Source organism: Aquabacterium sp. (assembly GCF_016195855.1).
Taxonomy (GTDB): Bacteria; Pseudomonadota; Gammaproteobacteria; order Burkholderiales; family Burkholderiaceae_C; genus Aquabacterium.
This window is the reverse complement of sequence record NZ_JACPYU010000002.1, coordinates 309,342-326,794: the sequence shown is the minus strand read 5'-3', so window position 1 is coordinate 326,794 and position 17,453 is coordinate 309,342. Positions and strand designations below refer to the sequence as shown.

Here is a 17,453-nt window from a genome sequence, read left to right as displayed (position 1 = left end):
TCAAGCGCACCCGACGACGCCCTGTTTCGACCATGGATTGCAGTGGACCATGAACATCCGAAATATCCGTATCGGGCAACGATTGATGCTGGGCTTCGGCCTGGTCATCGCCTTGCTGATGCTGCTGGCCGGCCTGGCCATCCTGCGCATCAACAGCCTCAACAGCGAAATCGGGTCCATGGTCAACGAGACCTACCCGCGCACGGTCATCGCCAACAGGATGAAGGCGGACCTGGGCGACATCTCGCGCAGCATGCTCAGCATCCTGGTGATGTCAGATGCGGACCAGATGAAGGGCGAGGTCGCCAACATCGAGAAGGTCACCAAGCGCAATGACGAGAACCTGGCGCTGCTGAAAAAGAGCGTCAGCGACCCCGAGGGGCTGGCCCTCGTCAAGACCATTGTCGAGTTGCGCGAGCGCTCGCTCAAGCACCAGGTCTCGTTCATCAATCTCATCAACACCGATGAGAAGGACAACGCGATGACCAAGTACCTGTTCTCGATCCGCTCGCTGCAGACCAAGTACTTCGCGGCACTGGACAAGCTCATTGCCTTGCAGAACCAGCACATGGAAGCGGCCGGCGCCAACTCGGCGCAGCAGGCCCGCAGCACGGCGCTGTTCATCCTGGTGCTGGCGCTGGCCGCCACCGGCATCAGCGTGGTCGTGGCCCTGCTGTCCACACGCAGCATCACCATCCCGCTCAACCGCGCGGTGGACGTGGCCCAGCGCGTGGCCAGGGGCGACCTGACCAGCACCATCACCACGCGCAGCCAGGACGAGACGGGCCTGTTGATGCAGGCCCTGGCCGAGATGAATGCCAGCCTGCAGGCCATCGTGGGCAATGTGCGCCAGAGCACGGAGCAGATTGCCTCGGCGTCCACGCAGATCGCATCGGGCAACCTGGACCTGTCGCACCGCACCGAACAGCAGGCCGCCTCGCTGCAGGAGACCTCGGCCTCGATGAGCGAGCTGACCAACATCGTCAAGCAGAACGCCGACAACGCGCGCATGGCCAGTGAGCTGGCCCAGTCCGCATCGCATGTGGCCGCGGATGGCGGCTCGGTCGTGTCCCGCGTGGTCGACACCATGGGCGCCATCGACGCCTCGTCACGCAAGATCGTGGACATCATCGGCGTGATCGACGGCATCGCCTTCCAGACCAACATCCTGGCGCTGAACGCCGCCGTGGAAGCCGCGCGGGCTGGCGAGCAAGGCCGCGGTTTTGCGGTGGTGGCCGGCGAGGTGCGCAGCCTGGCGCAGCGCTCTGCCACGGCCGCCAAGGAGATCAAGACCTTGATCAGCGAGTCCGTCGAGAAGGTGGCCCAGGGTGGCCAACTGGTCAGCGAGGCCGGCAGCACCATGAGCGAGGTGGTGGCCAGCGTGCAGCGCGTGACCAACATCATCACCGAGATCACCGCGGCGAGCCAGTCGCAAAGCCATGGCATCGAGGCCATCTACCGCTCCATCCACCAGATGGACGGGGTCACGCAGCAGAACGCCGCGCTGGTTGAAGAGGCCGCCGCATCCGCCGAATCCATGCAGAACCAGGCCGGGCAACTGGCCAAGGTCGTCAGCGTTTTCAAGCTGGAAGGCTCGGCCTCCTGAAGCCGTGCCTGCCGTCAACCGAGCAACCCCTAACCGCAAGAGGGCCCTCATGAAACTGTTCTCCAAAACCACCCTGGCCGCCGCTGTACTGGGCATGGCCATGAGCCTGGCCCAGGCTGTTGAAGTCTCGGGCGTGAAAGTCGATGAAGCCGCGAAGGTGGGCGGCAAGGACCTGGTGCTCAGCGGCGCCGGCCTGCGCACCAAGACCATCTTCAAGATCTACGTGCTGGGCATCTACCTGAACAAGAAGGAAACGACCCAGGCGGGCGTGCTGGCCGCACAAGGCCCCAAGCGCGCCAAGATCCATGTGCTGCGCGAGCTGACCGGCGAAGAGTTCGGTGGCGCCTTCCTGGCGGGCATCAACAAGAACCTGGACAAGGAAGAAAAGTCCAAGTATGTGAACCAGCTGCTGAAGTTCGGCGAGCTGTTTGAAACCCTGCCCCCGCTCAAGCCCGGCGACACCGTGATGGCCGACTGGGTGCCCGGCACCGGCACGATCATCACCATCAATGGCAAGCAGATCATCGATCCGCTGCCCGACCCTGGCTTCTTCAATGCCATCCTGCGCATCTGGTACGGCGACAAGCCCGCCGAGGTGGCGCTCAAGCACGCCCTGCTGGGCGAGCCGACCTGATCGGATCTGATCGCGTTCAGCTCAGTCCTGCGTGCGCCAGGCCCAGACGGCTGCGGCGCACAGCAGCACCCCGATGAGGTAAAGCAGACGCGTGTCTGACACCGCATAGGGGTAGAACATCAAGGCCACGCCCAGCCATTTGGTCGTGGCCTTTTGCATGCGCTTGCCAGCCATCCACGCGGCCATGCCGATCAGGCTGAACAGGAACATGCCGGCCAGGTAGGCCGGTGAGGGCAGGGTCAGGCCCATCGACTGCAGTTGGGAGATGGTGTCCATCAAAACGCCTGACAAAGTGTGGAGAAGGCAGGATATCAAAGCGCCGCCCGATTTCCCCTGTACGCTGCTCATGAGCCCAAGCGGCTCCTGTCAAGCTACAAGGAAAGGAAGGCATGTCATGTTCTCTGAGGTACTGGGCCAAGGCCCCTTGTTCTATCTGGTGATGCTGCTGGTGCTGCTGGGGCTGGCGGCGGCGTTTGCCTTTGTCTCGGGCATGGTGCGCTACATCCCCAATGACCGCATTGGTGTCGTCGAAAAACTCTGGAGCCCCAAGGGCTCGGTGCAACTGGGCTTGCTGGCGCTGGAAGGCGAGGCGGGCTTTCAGCCGGAGTTGCTGCGCGGCGGCTTTCACTTCTTCCCGCCCTTTCAGTACAAGGTGCACATCCACGCCATGGTGTCGGTGACGCAGGGCAAGCTGGGTTATGTGTTCGCACGCGACGGCATGGACCTGCCCGCCGGCCAGACCCTGGCCGACAACGCCCGCGTGAGCAACTTCCTGGATGTGCGCGGCTTCCTCCAGGGCGGCGGCCAGAAGGGCCCGCAGCGCAAGGTGCTGCGCGAAGGCACGCACATCATCAACCCGGCCTTGTTTGTGGTGATGACGGAAGAGGCCACCTACTCGCTCACGCTGGACGCGACCGAGAGCGCCTACTACGACAAGATGCGCGATGTGCTGGACCAGCGCAGCGCCTTCACGCCCGTGGTGATCAAGGAGGTCACCGGCCAGCATGAGTCCGACCAGCTGGCCGTGGTGACCGTGCAGGACGGCCCGGCCTTGCCCAAGGACGAGCTGCTCGCACCCGATGTGGGCGACGCCCACAACTCCTTCCAGGAGCCCGAGCTGTTCCTGGCTGCAGGCGGCAGGCGCGGCCGCCAGGAGCGCGTGCTGGTGGAAGGCACCTACTACATCAACCGCCTGTTCGCCACGGTCGAGTTCATCCACAAGACCATCATCCCGGTGGGCTTCGTGGGCGTGGTGGTGTCCTACACGGGCCGCAAGGGGGCCGACACCTCCGGCGTGGAGTACAGCCATGGCGAGCTGGTCGAGACCGGTTGCCGCGGCGTGTGGCGCGATGCGCTGATGCCGGGCAAGTACGCGTTCAACACCTATGCGGGCAAGATCGAGCTGGTGCCCACGACCAACTTCGTGCTGATGTGGCAGCACGGCTCCAGCGGCTCCACCTTTGACGGCAACCTGCGCGAGATCACGCTGATCACCAAGGATGCGTTCGAGCCGCAACTGCCTTTGAGCGTGGTGGTGCACATCGACTACCGCAAGGCGCCGATGGTGGTGCAGCGCTTTGGCAATGTGAAGCAGTTGGTTGAGCAGACGCTGGACCCGATGGTGTCGAGCTACTTCAAGAACGTGTCGCAAACGCGCACCTTCATCGAGCTGATCCAGTCGCGCAGCGAGTTGCAGGCCAATGCCTCGGTGGACATGCGCGAGCGTTTCCTGGCTTACTCGCTGGAGTTCCAGGAGGTGCTGATCGGCACGCCCAAGCCGCAGGATGGCGACACCAAGATCGAGAACATCATGTCGCAGTTGCGGGACCGCCAGATCGCACGCGAGCAGGTCGAGACCTTTGCGCAAAAGCAGATCGCCGCCGACAAGCAGCGTGAGTTGAACGAGGCCGAGCGCCGCGCCGAGAAGCAAAGCGAGCTGACCGCCTCGCTGGTGGACATCTCCATCAAGGAGAACCACGGTGCGGCGTTGGTGAAGGCCGCCGAGAAGCGCCGCCAGGAGATCGAGGCGCTGGCCCAGGCCGACAAGTTCCGCCAGGAGATGGAAGGCTCCGGGCGCGCCTCGGCCATCCGCGCGGTGGGTGAGGCCGAAGCGGCGGCCATCAAGGCCAAGTCCGAGGCGCTGGAGGGCGAGGGCGCCGACAAGCAGCTGATGCAGACCGTGATGCTGCGCCTGGCCGAGGCCTTCGAGACGGCCAAGGTGCCGCTGGTGCCGCAGATCCAGCTTGGGGGCGGGCAGGACGGCAACGCGTTCTCAACGCTGCTGAGCCTGATGAGCTCACTCAAGGCGCAGGAGCTGGCGGCGGCGCATCAGGCCCCATCCAAAGCCTGACGCGCTTCAGGCGTCGACCTTGACCACCACCCGGCCGCGCACCTGGCCCTCGATGAGCTTGTGCGCAATCGAGATGGCATCGCTCAGGCCGATCTCCTGCGTGATCAGCGCGAGCTTGCTCACGTCCAGGTCGGTGGCCAGGCGCTGCCAGGCTTTGAGGCGAATGGCGCGTGGGCACATCACGCTGTCGATGCCGGCCAGGGTCACACCACGCAGGATGAAGGGCGCCACGGTGGACGGAAAGTCCATGCCGCCGGCCAGGCCACAGGCCGCCACGGTGCCGCGGTACTTGGTGGCCGCGCAGACATTGGCCAGCGTGTGGCTGCCCACCGTGTCCACGGCACCGGCCCAGCGCTCTTTGACCAGGGGCTTGCCGGCAGATGAAAACTCCGCGCGGTCCAGCACGGTGCTGGCGCCCAGGCTCTTGAGGTAGTCGGCCTCTTGCGGGCGGCCAGTCACCGCCGCCACCTGGTAACCCAGTTTGGCCAGGATGGACACGGCCACGCTGCCCACGCCACCGGCCGCACCGGTGACCAGCACCTCACCCTTGTCGGGCGTGACACCGTGGTCTTCCAGGGCCATCACGCACAGCATGGCGGTGTAGCCCGCCGTGCCAATGGCCATGGCTTGCGCGGGCGTGAAGGCCGCGGGCAAGGGCACCAGCCAGTCGCCATTGAGGCGTGCACGCTGGGCCAGGCCACCCCAGTGGGTTTCGCCCACGCCCCAGCCATTGAGCACCACCGCGTCACCCGCCTTGTAATCGGGGTGCGTGCTGGTCTCGACCACGCCGGCCAGGTCGATGCCCGGCACCATGGGGAACTTGCGCACCACGGGGGACTTGCCGGTGATGGCCAGGCCGTCCTTGTAGTTCAGCGTGGAGTGCGACACGCGCACGGTCACATTGCCTTCAGGCAGGGCCGCGTCGTCGATGTCCTTGAGCGCGGCGCGGTAACCCTGCTCGTCTTTTTCAATGAGGATGCCTTTGAACATGCTGGTGTCTCCTGGGGGCCCGTCGCGGGACGGAGGGCAGGGCCGCAGCATAACCGCGCCGCGTGGGAGTCCTGGAGGGGCGGCCTCATCACGCATGTGGAATGCCACATGTTTAAGCAGCCTCTGGCTCGCTAATCTTGCACCCCATGCTTGGCCAGGTATGGGCCGTCACGATTGGAGCCACGATGAAGCGTCTCACCTCACACTTGTATTTCTGGGTCGTGCTGGCCATCATCGCGGGCGGCTGCATCGGCGTCGTCGAGCCGCAGATCGGCGTCAAGCTCAAGCCCTTGGGCGATGGCTTCATCGCGCTGGTCAAGATGCTGATCAGCCCCATCATCTTCTGCACGGTGGTGCTGGGCATCGTCAACGGTGGCGACATGAAGAAGGTCGGGCGCGTGGGCGTCAAGGCCATCGTGTACTTCGAGCTGGTGTCCACGCTGGCGCTGGCGATCGGGCTGGTGGTGGTCAATGTGCTCAAGCCCGGCCATGGCTTCAATGCGGACCCGCACACGCTGGATGGCGCAGCCGTGGCGACCTATGCCAAGAAGGCGGGCGAGCAAAGCACGGTGGATTTCGTGCTGCACATCATCCCCAAGACCTTCACCGATGCCTTCACCGGCTCGGGTGACTTGCTGCAGGTGCTGTTGCTGGCGCTGCTGTTTGGTTATGCGATGCAGCACATGGGCCAGAAGGGCCGCGCGGTGCACGCTTTCATTGAAGAGTGCTCGCACATCTTCTTCGCGATGATGAACGCGATCATGAAGCTGGCGCCGATCGGTGCAGGCGGTGCGATGGCGTTCACGCTGGGCAAGTACGGCTTTGCCGCGCTCAAGCCGCTGGCGGCGTTGATGGGCAGCTTCTACCTGACCTGTGGCCTGTTCGTGCTGGTGGTGCTGGGCACGATCGCGGCGCTCACTGGCTTCAACATCCTGCGCTTCATCGCCTACATCAAGGAAGAACTGCTGACGGTGCTGGGCACGTCCTCATCGGAGTCGGCATTGGTGCCTTTGATGGCCAAGCTGGAGCGCCTGGGTTGCTCCAAGCCCGTGGTGGGGCTGGTGGTGCCGGCGGGTTATTCCTTCAATCTGGATGGCACCAACATCTACCTGACCATGGCGGCTTTGTTCGTGGCACAGGCTTTGAACATCGACCTGTCGCTGACGCAGCAGTTGAGCATCCTGGGCGTGGCCATGCTGACGTCCAAGGGTGCGTCGGGCGTGACGGGTGCGGGCTTCATCACCTTGGCGGCCACGCTGGCGGTGGTGCCGGATGTGCCGGTGGCGGGGCTGGCGCTGATCCTGGGTGTGGACCGTTTCATGTCCGAGGCGCGCGCGCTGACCAACTTCATTGGCAACAGTGTGGCCACGATCGTGGTGGCGAAGTGGGAAGGCGAGCTGGATGAGGGGATGCTGGCGCGTGAGTTGCGTGATGGCTATCAACCTGATGCGGTGGTGACGGTTGCGGGTGATGACGGTCGCGATGCGCAGCGTTTGAGTGTGGGTGGTGAGGTTGAGCAGGTTCGCGTCTGAGTCGTTTGTCGTTTGTAGCTTGCGTGAGTGCTTCGTAGGTTGAGCGCTTTTTCGATACGGCGCGGGGCGCGGACTGAGCCGGCATTTGGCCAGGCTTCATGTTGGTGGCCCCGCTTTGCAAGCGGGACTGCCTTGCGGTGCTCACAAGGAAGTGGCGCTGGCGAACTCGCTACAGGGCCTGTGGCCCTTGCACTCGAACAACGCCAGCGAGTTTGATGGTCGAAGCGCGCTGCGCGCGCCCACTTCCTTGCTCCGCGCCTCAGCACCACCAAGGCGCCTGGCCAAATGCCGGCTCAGTCCTTTTTGCGCCCCGCTCGTGGCATGCGGCGGACCTTGTGCATGCCCAGGCCATGGTGCGACGCCACCAACCTAACCCCACCCCGGACCCAACAACCTTGGCACGCCACGAGCAGGTCGGGACAAGGGATGAGGCGGTATCCGGTGGGGCGCCTTGGTGGTGCCGAGCAGCGCAGTGACAAGGTGGGCGCGCGAAGCGCGCTTCGTCAACTGACTCGCCGGGGTTGTTCGAGCGCAGCAGACAAGGTCTGCGTAGCGAGTTCCCCGGCGCCACCTTGGCACGAGCAGCGCAGGGTAGCCCCGCTTGCAAAGCGGGGCCGCCAACATGAAGCCCCGCCGGATACCGCCTCGTCCCCCGACCTGCGTTCGCAACGAAGAAGCGCGACACCCGATATGCTTGCACCCATGCTGCAAGTCCGAAACCTGTGTAAACGCTACGGCTCGGAGCCGGTTTTCTCGCATGTCGACCTGGATGTCGCCCCCGGCGAGTTCGTCGCCATCGTGGGTGAATCCGGCGTCGGCAAATCGACCCTGCTCAACTGCCTCGCCGGCCTGGACACCGTGTCCGAAGGCACGGTCCAAGTACTGGGCACCAACATCACCCAGCTCGATGACCAGGCCCAGGCCCTGTTCAGGCGGCAACACCTGGGCTTTGTCTTCCAGGCCTTCCACGTGCTGCCCCACCTGGATGTGGCCCAGAACGTGGCCCTGCCCCTGATGCTGCTCGGCCAGCCCGACGACGCCCGCGTGCAGGATGCCCTCAAAGCCGTGGGCCTCGACAGCCTGGGCACCCGCCTGCCGCAAGAACTCTCTGGTGGCCAGCTGCAGCGCGTGGCCATCGCCCGCGCCCTGATCCACCGCCCCGCCCTGATTCTGGCCGACGAGCCCACCGGCAACCTCGACCCGGGCACCGCCGACAAGATCATGACCGCCCTGGTCGCCCAGACGCGCGAACACGGCGCGGCCTGCGTCATGGTCACGCACTCGCAAGCGGCGGCCAAGCTGGCTGACCGCGTCATGCGCCTCACGCAGCATGGGCTGCACGATGCCACCTGACTCACCGCTGACCTCACCCGTCTGGCGCCTGCTGCGGCGCTTTTCCTGGCAAGAGCTTCGTCACCATGGCCTGCGCCATGCCACGGCCGTGCTCGCCGTCTTGCTCGGCGTGGCCCTGGCCTTCTCCGTCCACCTGATCAACGCATCGGCACTCAGCGAGTTCAGCGCGGCGGTGCGCTCGGTCAATGGCCAGGCCGACATGAGCCTGCGCGCTGCCCACGGCGGGCTCGACGAAACCCTGTACACCCGCGTGGCCCGCCACCCGCAGGTGGCCTTGGCCAGCCCGGTCATCGAGGTGATGACGCAGGCGCGGGTCCACCAAGGAACAGGCACGCAGGCCGGCGGGCCCAACGCCGACAAACCGACCGGCCCCTTGCGCATCATCGGCCTGGACCCGCTGGTCGCCGCGCCGCTGTCCCCCGGCCTGTGGCCACAGCTGGATGCGCACATCGCCAAGGCCGACCGCCTCGCCCTGTTTGCCACCGACACCATCTCGCTCAACACCGCCGCGCAACGCAGCCTGGGTGCCCAACCCGGTGACACGCTGCAGGTGCAGGCCGGCCTGAAGCTGCTCACGCTGCGGGTGATCGGCACGGTGGCCGCTCAAGGCGAGCCGCTGGGTGTGATGGACATTGCCGGTGCGCAAGACACCTTTGGCACACCCGGCCAGATCACCCGGCTGGACATCAAGCTGGCAGGCGGCGCGCAAGCCAGCGACGTGCTGGATGCCCTGAAGCTGCCACCCGGCGTGCTCAGCGACTCGGCCGACGATTCGACCCAGCGCGTGTCCAATATGTCCCGCGCCTACCGGGTCAACCTCACGGTGCTGGCCCTGGTGGCGCTGTTCACCGGCGCGTTCCTGGTGTTCTCGATCCTGTCGCTGTCGGTGGCCAAGCGCCAGCAACAGTTCGCGCTGCTGGGTGTGCTGGGCCTGGGGGCGCGTGAGCGGCTGCAACTGGTGTTGTGGGAATCGGCCTTCATTGGTGCGGCGGGTTCCGCCCTGGGCATTGCCTTGGGCACCGGCCTGGCCGCCGCTGCGCTGCGTCTGCTCTCGGGTGACCTGGGCGGGGGCTACTTCCCCGGCATCACACCACGCCTGCAATGGTCGCTCTGGGCGGCGCTGGCCTATGGTGCGCTGGGCGTGGTGGCGGCCGTCGTGGGCGGCCTGGTGCCGGCGCGCATGGCCCAGCGCCTGACACCCGCGCAAGCCCTCAAAGGCCTGGGCGATGTGGCGCAGCACACCGGCGGCTGGTGGCTGGGGCCGGCGCTCTTGCTGCTGGGCGCGGGACTGACCCGCCTGCCCGCGGTGGCCGGTGTGCCCTTGTGGGCTTACTTGGCCGTGGCCTGCCTGCTGGTGGGCGGCATCGCCTGTGTGCCATTCACGGTGGGCGCCCTGCTCAGCCTGTGGCCACGCCGCGCGCTGGCCCGCCATGCGCCCTTGATGTTGTCGCTGGAGCGCGCACGCCGCATGCGCCACACCGCCACGGTGGTGATGGCCGGCGTGGTGGCCAGCCTGAGCCTGTCGGTGGCCTTGACGGTGATGGTGGCCAGCTTCAGAAGCTCGGTCACATCCTGGCTGGACGTGGTGCTGCCCGCCGACCTGTATGCGCGCACGGCCCGCACCAGCAGCGGCAACGACACGCAGCACCTCACGCAAGCCCTGCTGGCCGACATCGCCCGCATCCCTGGTGTGCAGCGGGCCGTGGGCATCCGCGTGAGCAACCTGAGCCTGCGGCCCGACCTGGCCCCCGTGGCGCTGATCGCGCGGCCTGTGGGCCAGGCCCCCGGCGCCGCCCAACGCAGCCTGCCGCTGATCGGCGAGCTGCGGCCCCCCCGCCCCGATGCCATCAACGTCTTCGTCAGCGAGGCCATGGTGGACCTGTACGACGCCCGCCCTGGCACGCTGCTGACCCTGCCCTTGCGCGCCGGCCAGCCACCGGTGCAGGCCCATGTACGCGGCGTCTGGCGCGACTACGCCCGCCAGCAAGGCGCCATCGTGATCGACCAGGCCGACTACCAGCGCCTGAGCGGCGACACCGACATCAACGACCTGGCCCTGTGGCTGGCGCCCGAGGCCCGCACGCCCGATGTGCAGCAGGCCATCCGCGAACGCGCCCGTGCGCAAGGTCTGGGCGGCGAGCTGATCGAGTTCGCCGAACCCCGCGAGATCCGCCAGACCACCTTGCGCATCTTCGACCGCAGCTTTGCCGTGACCTACTGGCTGCAGGCCGTGGCCATCGGCATCGGGCTGTTCGGCACGGCAGCGAGCTTTTCGGCGCAGGTGCTGGCGCGGCGCAAGGAGTTCGGCCTGCTCAGCCACCTGGGCTTCACGCGCACGCAGATCCTGGCCACGGTGGCGGGCGAGGGCGCGGCGCTCAGTACCGTGGGCGCGCTGCTGGGCCTGGCGCTGGGCATCGCGGTGAGCGTGGTGCTGGTGCACGTGGTCAACCCGCAGAGCTTTCACTGGACCATGGACATGATGCTGCCCTGGCCCCGCCTGGCCGCCCTGTGCGCCAGCGTGGTGGCCGCCGGCACCTGCACCGCCCTGATCGCCGGGCGCGCCGCCGTCAGCCGCGATGCGGTCATGGCCGTCAAGGAGGATTGGTAAGTGCCCGTGAACAAGCGCCCCCAGACGCCCCCCCTTCGTGCGCCTCGCCGACGCGAGCTGCTGGCCCTGGCCTCCGCCTGGGGCGCGGCGCTGAGCCTGCCACCTTGCGCACGGGCCGTTGAAGCCGAAAAACTTGACGAGGCGGATGAGGCCGGTGCGCCTCGCCCGCCCAACAGCATCAGCAACAAGCCCGCGTCATCCGACACGCCCGTCATCCGGCCCGGCCAGCCTTTGCGCTTCCCGCAGGATTTCGGCGCCCACCCGGCCTACCGCACCGAGTGGTGGTACCTCACCGGGCAATTGCAAACGCAAACGCAATCTCAGACGCAGCCGGCCTCAACCGAATCCCCCCAGACCTTCGGCTTCCAGATCACCTTCTTTCGCACCCGCGTGGACGCGGCCCGCACCAGCCACAGCGCTTTTGCCACGCACCAGCTGGTGTTCGCCCATGCGGCCTTGAGCGACCTGCAGCAAAGCCGCCTGCTGCATGACCAACGCATTGCACGCGCCGGTTTCGAGCTGGCCGACGCCGCTTCGGGCGACACGCGCATCACCCTGCGGGACTGGCAGTTGCGGCGCAGCGGTCCGGCCACCCAAAGCCGCTACACCAGCCACGTGGCCGCGCGGGACTTCACGCTCGACCTGGCCTTCACGCAAACCCAGCCCCTGCTGTTGCAAGGCGAGGCGGGCTTCTCGCGCAAGGGGCCGCGGCCCGTCAACGCCAGCCACTACTACTCGCAACCGCATCTGGCTGTGCAGGGTGAACTGAAGCAGCAGGGACGCGCGCTGGCCGTCCAGGGCGAGGCCTGGCTGGACCATGAATGGGGCGAGACCCTGCTGGACCCGGCCGCGGTGGGCTGGGACTGGATCGGCATGAACCTGCACGATGGCAGCGCGCTGACGGCCTTTCGCTTGCGCCGCCAGGATGGCAGCACCCTGTGGGCCGGCGGCAGCTTGCGGCGCCCGGGCCAGGCCACACGCCCCTTCCAGCCCGAAGAAGTGCGCTTCACACCCCTGCGCAGCTGGACCAGCCCCGCCACGGCCGCCCGCTACCCGGTGCAATGGCAGCTTGACGTGGCCGGCACCCGCTACCAGGTCAAGGCCCGCCTGGACAGCCAGGAGCTCGACAGCCGCCAGAGCACCGGTGGCGTTTACTGGGAGGGTTTGAGCGAGCTGCTCGACGCGCAGGGCCGCGTGATCGGCCAGGGTTATCTGGAGATGACGGGTTACGTCGCGCCGATGGCCCTGTGACGGGCACCTCCGCACCGAGGCACGTCAGCGTCGGGGCAGATTGGGCGGCGGCGGATAAGGCGGCAGAGGCCGTCCCATGGCCTGCAGCCGCTCACGGGCCCGGGTCACGCAGGCCGCCTTGTCGGCATCAGCCATCTTCGTCCAGCCGGTGATGTCGGCCAGGCTGCGGCCACAGCCCACGCAGATGTCCTGCTCGTCCAGCGTGCACAGGCGCACACAGGGGCTGGCCACCGCCACGGGAGGGAGACTGCTGGGCAAGGCATGGGGCGTCGACATGTTTCCCAGCTTAACGCCTGCCCGCGCGCGCTGGCGTGCGGCAAACCGGTGCCCAACGGGGTCAATTGCGCATTTGAACCGTTCGGGCCATCTCGCCCTGTTGGGCTTTTCACATCCCGCCTTCACGATGGCCCTGCTTCATCCACCGCTTGCACAGGGCACGCCCATGACACCCATCGACCGCCGCCAGTTCCTGACCACGACCGCGCAAGCTGCGGCCACCGTGAGCGCCGCCTCGGCCATGCCCGCCGCCATCGCACGCGCGCTGGGCATCCCCGCGCACCACCAGACCGGCACCATCAAGGACGTGCAACACGTGGTGATCCTGACGCAGGAAAACCGCTCGTTCGACCACTACTTCGGCAAGCTGCGTGGCGTGCGCGGCTTCGGTGACCGCCTGACCATCCCCCTGCCGGAGGGCCAGCGCGTGTGGGCGCAAAGCAATGGCACGCGCACCGTGCTGCCCTATCACCTTGACAGCAGCCAGGGCAACGCCCAGCGCGTCAACGGCACGCCGCACTCCTGGGGCAATGCCCAGGCGGCCTGGGACAACGGCCGCATGAGCCAGTGGCCCAAGTACAAGCATGACCACGCCATGGGCTACTACACCGAGGCCGAGGTCGGCTTCCAGTACGCGCTGGCCAATGCCTTCACCGTGTGCGACGCCTACCATTGCGCCCTGCAAGGCGGCACCAACCCCAATCGCCTCTTCATGTGGACGGGCACCAATGGCCCGACCGGTGCCGGCGTGGCCGCCGTGGTCAACGAATGGGACGATTTCGGCCCGGCCAACGAGGGCTACACCTGGACAACCTACCCCGAGCGCCTGCAAGCGGCCGGCGTGAGCTGGAAGGTCTACCAGAACCTGCCCGACAACTTCACCGACAACTCGCTGGTGGGCTTCAAGCAATACCGCGAGGCCGCCTACAAGGCCCTGGCCACCATCCCCAACGCCTCGCCCCTGATGCCTTATGACCCCAGCATGGAGGCCATCAGCCCCCTGCTCAAGGGCATCACCAACACCATGCCGGACGGCGGCTTCCTGGAGACCTTCCAGCAGGAGGTGCTGAACGGCCAATTGCCGCAGGTGTCGTGGATCGTGGCACCCGAGGCCTACAGCGAACACCCCGGCCCCTCCAGCCCCGTGCAGGGCGCCTGGTACGTGCAGGAGGTGCTCAACGCCCTGACGGCCAACCCCGAGGTCTGGAGCAAGACGGTGCTGATCGTCAACTTCGACGAGAACGACGGCTTCTTCGACCACATGCCGCCCCCTGCCGCGCCGTCCATCGACGCCCATGGGCAGCCCGCCGGCCAGTCCACCACCGATGTCGCCGCCGAGTACTTCACCCACCCCAAGCCGCCCGGCACCACCGGCCAGCCCGCGCCCGATGGCCGTGCCTACGGCATGGGCCCGCGCGTGCCCGCCTTCGTGGTCTCGCCCTGGAGCCGGGGTGGCTGGGTCAACTCGCAGGTGTTCGACCACACCTCGATCATCCGCTTCCTGGAGGCGCGCTTTGGCGTGATGGAGCCCAATATCAGCGCCTGGCGCCGCGCCGTGGCCGGTGACCTCACCTCCACGCTGAACTTCGTCAACCCCAATGACGAGACCCTGCCCACGCTGCCCACCCTGACGCGCGAAGAGGCCGATGCCCTGCGTGCGCAGCAGGAGGTGCTGGCCCAGGTGGCGGTACCGGCCGAGTCCACCCAGAGCCTGCCCGGCCAGGCGCGCGGCATCCGCCCGTCGCGGGCCCTGCCTTACGACCTGCGCGTGGACAGCGACATCGACCCGCGCACCCAGCGTGCCCAGCTCCGCTTCGTCAACACCGGCCGCGCCGGCGCCGTCTTCCACGTCTATGACCAACTGCACCTGGACCGCCTGCCCCGCCGCTACACGGTCGAAGCCGGCAAGCAGTTGCAAGGCAGCTGGGACACCTCGGCCGACGCTGGCCGCTACGACCTGTGGGTGCTGGGCCCCAACGGCTTCCACCGCCACTTCAAGGGCAACGGCAACGCCGCCACCGACCTGGATGTGCGCACGCTGGCCTCACGCCACATGCTGCGCCTGACCCTGCACAACGACAGCAACGAGGCCCGCACCTTCAAGATCAGCTTCAATGCCTACCACCGCCAAGTGCCGCACACGGTGCGCGTGCCCGCCGGCCGCGAGCTGGAGTGGGACACCAACCTGATGGGCACCGGTGGCTGGTATGACCTGAGCATCACAGTCAAGGAAGACCCCGCCTTCAGCCGCCGCCTGGCGGGCCGGCTGGAGACGGGGCGTCACAGCGTGAGCGACCCCGCACTGGGCGCCTGAGCCTGCTTCTGCGCCAGCCAGTCGGCGTAGTCCAGCTGGATGGTCTGCATCAGGTCGGCCCAGCCGGCCAACTGGCTGGCCACCAGCGCGTTGAACTGGTCGGCCAGCTGGTGCTCCTGTTCCACGAACTGGGTCAGGGTCTGGGCCATCGTCAGCTGGCTGTAGGCCTGGCCGAGACCCTTGCAGCCGTCCACCCAGGCCTGTTGCTGTTGGCCGCAGCGCCGGGCGACGTCCTGCTGGATGGCCAGCATCTCCTGCCACAGCGAGGCGTCCAGCCGCATGGGCAGCAAGGTGGCCGTGCCGACCTGGTTGCGCAAGGCGGCCCCCATGAGCTGCCCGGCCAGGGTCTGGATCTTGTGTGCGCGCAGCAGGGGCACCGACCAGGTGGGAGTCGCGGGCGGGGCCTCCTGGGTCAGCACCGGGGCAGAGGGGGTGTTGCGTTTGGACATGGTGCCGCCTTGTTGTGAAGCCCTTGCGGGTGCTGGGCTGTAGAGCCTTCGACTCTAGGCACTGTTGGCCGGGTCTGCCTCCCCAAGGTTAGGGGTCAGGCCGTCACACGGTAGTCCGATGGCTTGGCCCCGGTCCACTTCTTGAACGCCCGGTAGAACGCCGCCGGCTCGGCAAAACCCAGGTCACTGGCAATGTCTTCGATGCTGCGCCGGCTGTCCTGCAATTGCGTGATGGCCATGTCGCGCCGCAGGTCGTCCTTGATGGCCTGGTAGGTGTGCCCCTCCTCGCGCAGGCGGCGGCGCAAGGTGGCTTCGGTCAGGTGCAGCTCGGCGCACAGCACGGCCAGGTCCGGCCAGCCCGCAGGCGGCTGCTCGCGCAAACGGCGGCGGATGCGCGCGGCCAGGCTCTTGGGGTTGCGGTACTTGACCAGGAAGTTGTCGGGCACGCCTTTGAAGAAGGTCTGGAGCGTGCCCGGGTTCTGGATGACGGGCAGAAGCAGGTCGGAGGCCGGAAAGCACAGGCGCGTCTGCGGCGCATCGAACTGCAGGGCCTCGCAAAACAGCACACGGTATTCGGCTGACGCGTCCGGCTCGGGGCAGCGAAAAGCCCCTTCGCTCAGGTGCAGGCGCCGCCCCGTCAACCAGCAGGCCAGGCCATAGACCATGATCAGAAAGGTCGCGTAGGCAAACACGCGCTGGGGGCCTTGGCGGTCATGCAGTTGCAGCACGGCCTGCTCGCCCTCCACCGTCAGGCTGCCATGCATGTCGTCCAGCACCAGGCGCATGAAGCGCAGGATGCGTTTGAGCGCATGGCCCAGGTTGTCGCAGTCCAGCACGCTGTGGCACATCAGCACATAGGTGCCCTGCCGGGCGGGGTGCGCGTCCAGGCCGAAGAACTCGTCGTCCAGCTCGCGGGCAATGTCGCGCCACAGCGCCCCGAACTGCGCGGGCGACACGCGCGCCAGCGGCTCAACCACAAAGGCAGCCGGGATACCCGCACGCTGCAGGAAACCGTCCACACTCAGGCCACGCTCGCGCACGCAGCGCAGGGCTTCCTGCACGAAATGGATGGAGATGGTGCCGCGCTCAGGCTTCACGCCGGCCTCCCTGGCGAGGCGGCCGTGTCACCAGGGATAGCACCGAGTGACTGGCTGGAACGTGCAGCGATATTGACGGATTTGGGCATCGAAAACAGGGTGGCATCTGCCTAGGATCTGGGCAAGGCCCGACTTGTCCGGGCCAGCGGCAACCATAAACCATCTGCTCACCCCGTTCACCCCACTGAGGCACCCACCATGCAAGTTTCCGACAGCGTCTTTCTGATCACCGGCGGCGCCTCCGGCCTGGGGGCCGCCACCGCCCAGATGGCCTTGCAAGCCGGCGCCCGCGTGGTGATCGCCGACCTGGCCGAGCCCCGCGAGGGCACGTTTGCCCCGTCCGAGAACCTGGTCTACGTCAAGACCAACGTCACCGACGAAGACAGCGGCCAGGCCGCCGTGCAGACCGCGCTGCAGCGCTTTGGCCGTCTGGACGTGCTGGTCAACGCCGCGGGCATCGGCCCGGCCGAGAAAATCCACGGCAAGAACGGCCCGCACCGGCTGGACTCCTTCACCCGCACCATCACCGTCAACCTGATCGGCACCTTCAACATGATGCGCCTGGCCGTGCCGGCCATGATCCAGTCGGGCGTGCCCGGCGGGTCGAACGAGCCCACTGCCTCGCAAGGCGTGATCATCAACACCGCCTCCGTTGCCGCCTTCGACGGCCAGATCGGCCAGGCCGCGTATTCGGCATCCAAAGGTGGCGTGGTGGCCATGACCTTGCCCGCCGCACGCGAGCTGGCGCGTGACCGCGTGCGCGTCATGACCATCGCCCCCGGCATTTTCGAGACGCCCATGCTGCTGGGGCTGCCACAAGAGGTGCAGGACTCGCTGGGCCGCTCGGTGCCCCACCCCTCGCGCCTGGGCAAGCCGGCCGAGTTCGCCGCCATGGTGCGCAGCATCGTCGACAACGAGTACCTCAATGGCGAGGTGATCCGCATTGACGGCGGCATCCGCATGGCGGCCAAGTAAGAGGGCGCCATCATGAGC

The 17,453-nt window shown here is 67.0% G+C and carries 14 protein-coding genes; 9 read left to right on the top strand and 5 right to left on the bottom strand.

Going from position 1 to position 17,453, the window contains the following annotated elements:
* Positions 1–49 precede the first annotated feature (49 nt).
* Both HY019_RS01570 and HY019_RS01565 read left to right on the top strand, forming a co-directional pair.
* A complete protein-coding gene (locus tag HY019_RS01570) occupies positions 50–1,606 on the top strand; it encodes a methyl-accepting chemotaxis protein (protein ID WP_290687813.1) in 1,557 nt (518 codons plus the stop codon).
* Positions 1,607–1,655: 49 nt separating this feature from the next.
* Complete coding sequence (locus HY019_RS01565; RefSeq protein WP_290687812.1) at positions 1,656–2,240, top strand: chalcone isomerase family protein; 585 nt, start codon at positions 1,656–1,658, stop codon at positions 2,238–2,240.
* Between the two features lie 21 nt (positions 2,241–2,261).
* Here HY019_RS01565 and HY019_RS01560 read toward each other — a convergent pair whose 3' ends face one another.
* Positions 2,262–2,516: a hypothetical protein gene (locus tag HY019_RS01560; protein WP_290687811.1), complete on the bottom strand. Its 255-nt coding sequence runs from the start codon at positions 2,514–2,516 to the stop codon at positions 2,262–2,264.
* A gap of 118 nt (positions 2,517–2,634) precedes the next feature.
* Here HY019_RS01560 and HY019_RS01555 point away from each other — a divergent pair, with 118 nt between their 5' ends.
* Positions 2,635–4,590, top strand: coding sequence for an SPFH domain-containing protein (locus HY019_RS01555; protein ID WP_290687809.1), 1,956 nt, complete (start codon positions 2,635–2,637; stop codon positions 4,588–4,590).
* Between the two features lie 6 nt (positions 4,591–4,596).
* On the opposite strand, the gene HY019_RS01550 is transcribed toward HY019_RS01555, so the two are convergent.
* Positions 4,597–5,580, bottom strand: coding sequence for an MDR family oxidoreductase (locus tag HY019_RS01550; RefSeq protein WP_290687807.1), 984 nt, complete (start codon positions 5,578–5,580; stop codon positions 4,597–4,599).
* A gap of 185 nt (positions 5,581–5,765) precedes the next feature.
* Here HY019_RS01550 and HY019_RS01545 point away from each other — a divergent pair, with 185 nt between their 5' ends.
* The 4 genes from HY019_RS01545 to HY019_RS01530 all read left to right on the top strand — a co-directional run bounded on the left by HY019_RS01545 (position 5,766) and on the right by HY019_RS01530 (position 12,324).
* Positions 5,766–7,112 carry a dicarboxylate/amino acid:cation symporter gene (locus HY019_RS01545; protein ID WP_290687805.1) on the top strand — a complete coding sequence of 449 codons (1,347 nt, stop codon included), beginning with the start codon at positions 5,766–5,768 and terminating at the stop codon, positions 7,110–7,112.
* A gap of 702 nt (positions 7,113–7,814) precedes the next feature.
* Entirely contained in the window at positions 7,815–8,465 is a 651-nt protein-coding gene (locus HY019_RS01540) for an ABC transporter ATP-binding protein (RefSeq protein WP_290687803.1), read from the top strand.
* On the top strand, positions 8,455–11,073 hold the full coding sequence (locus HY019_RS01535) for an FtsX-like permease family protein (RefSeq protein ID WP_290687802.1): 2,619 nt from the start codon (positions 8,455–8,457) through the stop codon (positions 11,071–11,073). Before HY019_RS01540 ends, HY019_RS01535 begins: the two co-directional genes overlap by 11 nt.
* Positions 11,074–12,324, top strand: a complete 1,251-nt coding sequence (locus tag HY019_RS01530) for a lipocalin-like domain-containing protein (protein WP_363302075.1) — start codon at positions 11,074–11,076, stop codon at positions 12,322–12,324.
* A gap of 24 nt (positions 12,325–12,348) precedes the next feature.
* Here the strand turns inward: HY019_RS01530 and HY019_RS01525 are convergent, their stop codons facing one another.
* Positions 12,349–12,600: a DUF1289 domain-containing protein gene (locus HY019_RS01525; protein WP_290687801.1), complete on the bottom strand. Its 252-nt coding sequence runs from the start codon at positions 12,598–12,600 to the stop codon at positions 12,349–12,351.
* Between the two features lie 166 nt (positions 12,601–12,766).
* Between HY019_RS01525 and HY019_RS01520 the strand changes: the two genes are divergently transcribed.
* Complete coding sequence (locus HY019_RS01520; RefSeq protein WP_290687799.1) at positions 12,767–14,914, top strand: phosphocholine-specific phospholipase C; 2,148 nt, start codon at positions 12,767–12,769, stop codon at positions 14,912–14,914.
* Here HY019_RS01520 and HY019_RS01515 read toward each other — a convergent pair.
* Positions 14,881–15,363 carry a hypothetical protein gene (locus HY019_RS01515; protein ID WP_290687797.1) on the bottom strand — a complete coding sequence of 161 codons (483 nt, stop codon included), beginning with the start codon at positions 15,361–15,363 and terminating at the stop codon, positions 14,881–14,883. The genes HY019_RS01520 and HY019_RS01515 overlap by 34 nt on opposite strands.
* A 95-nt stretch (positions 15,364–15,458) precedes the next feature.
* Positions 15,459–16,460, bottom strand: coding sequence for an AraC family transcriptional regulator (locus HY019_RS01510; protein WP_290687795.1), 1,002 nt, complete (start codon positions 16,458–16,460; stop codon positions 15,459–15,461).
* A gap of 198 nt (positions 16,461–16,658) precedes the next feature.
* Here HY019_RS01510 and HY019_RS01505 point away from each other — a divergent pair, with 198 nt between their 5' ends.
* Positions 16,659–17,435, top strand: a complete 777-nt coding sequence (locus tag HY019_RS01505; protein WP_290687793.1) for a 3-hydroxyacyl-CoA dehydrogenase — start codon at positions 16,659–16,661, stop codon at positions 17,433–17,435.
* Positions 17,436–17,453 lie beyond the last annotated feature (18 nt).

Coding starts and splice junctions, on each gene's coding strand:
- HY019_RS01520 (WP_290687799.1), top strand. CDS start 12,767: ATGACACCCATCGACCGCCGCCAGTTCCTGACCACGACCGCGCAAGCT.
- HY019_RS01545 (WP_290687805.1), top strand. CDS start 5,766: ATGAAGCGTCTCACCTCACACTTGTATTTCTGGGTCGTGCTGGCCATC.
- HY019_RS01525 (WP_290687801.1), bottom strand. CDS start 12,600: ATGTCGACGCCCCATGCCTTGCCCAGCAGTCTCCCTCCCGTGGCGGTG.
- HY019_RS01540 (WP_290687803.1), top strand. CDS start 7,815: ATGCTGCAAGTCCGAAACCTGTGTAAACGCTACGGCTCGGAGCCGGTT.
- HY019_RS01570 (WP_290687813.1), top strand. CDS start 50: ATGAACATCCGAAATATCCGTATCGGGCAACGATTGATGCTGGGCTTC.
- HY019_RS01550 (WP_290687807.1), bottom strand. CDS start 5,580: ATGTTCAAAGGCATCCTCATTGAAAAAGACGAGCAGGGTTACCGCGCC.
- HY019_RS01515 (WP_290687797.1), bottom strand. CDS start 15,363: ATGTCCAAACGCAACACCCCCTCTGCCCCGGTGCTGACCCAGGAGGCC.
- HY019_RS01505 (WP_290687793.1), top strand. CDS start 16,659: ATGCAAGTTTCCGACAGCGTCTTTCTGATCACCGGCGGCGCCTCCGGC.
- HY019_RS01535 (WP_290687802.1), top strand. CDS start 8,455: ATGCCACCTGACTCACCGCTGACCTCACCCGTCTGGCGCCTGCTGCGG.
- HY019_RS01565 (WP_290687812.1), top strand. CDS start 1,656: ATGAAACTGTTCTCCAAAACCACCCTGGCCGCCGCTGTACTGGGCATG.
- HY019_RS01555 (WP_290687809.1), top strand. CDS start 2,635: ATGTTCTCTGAGGTACTGGGCCAAGGCCCCTTGTTCTATCTGGTGATG.
- HY019_RS01560 (WP_290687811.1), bottom strand. CDS start 2,516: ATGGACACCATCTCCCAACTGCAGTCGATGGGCCTGACCCTGCCCTCA.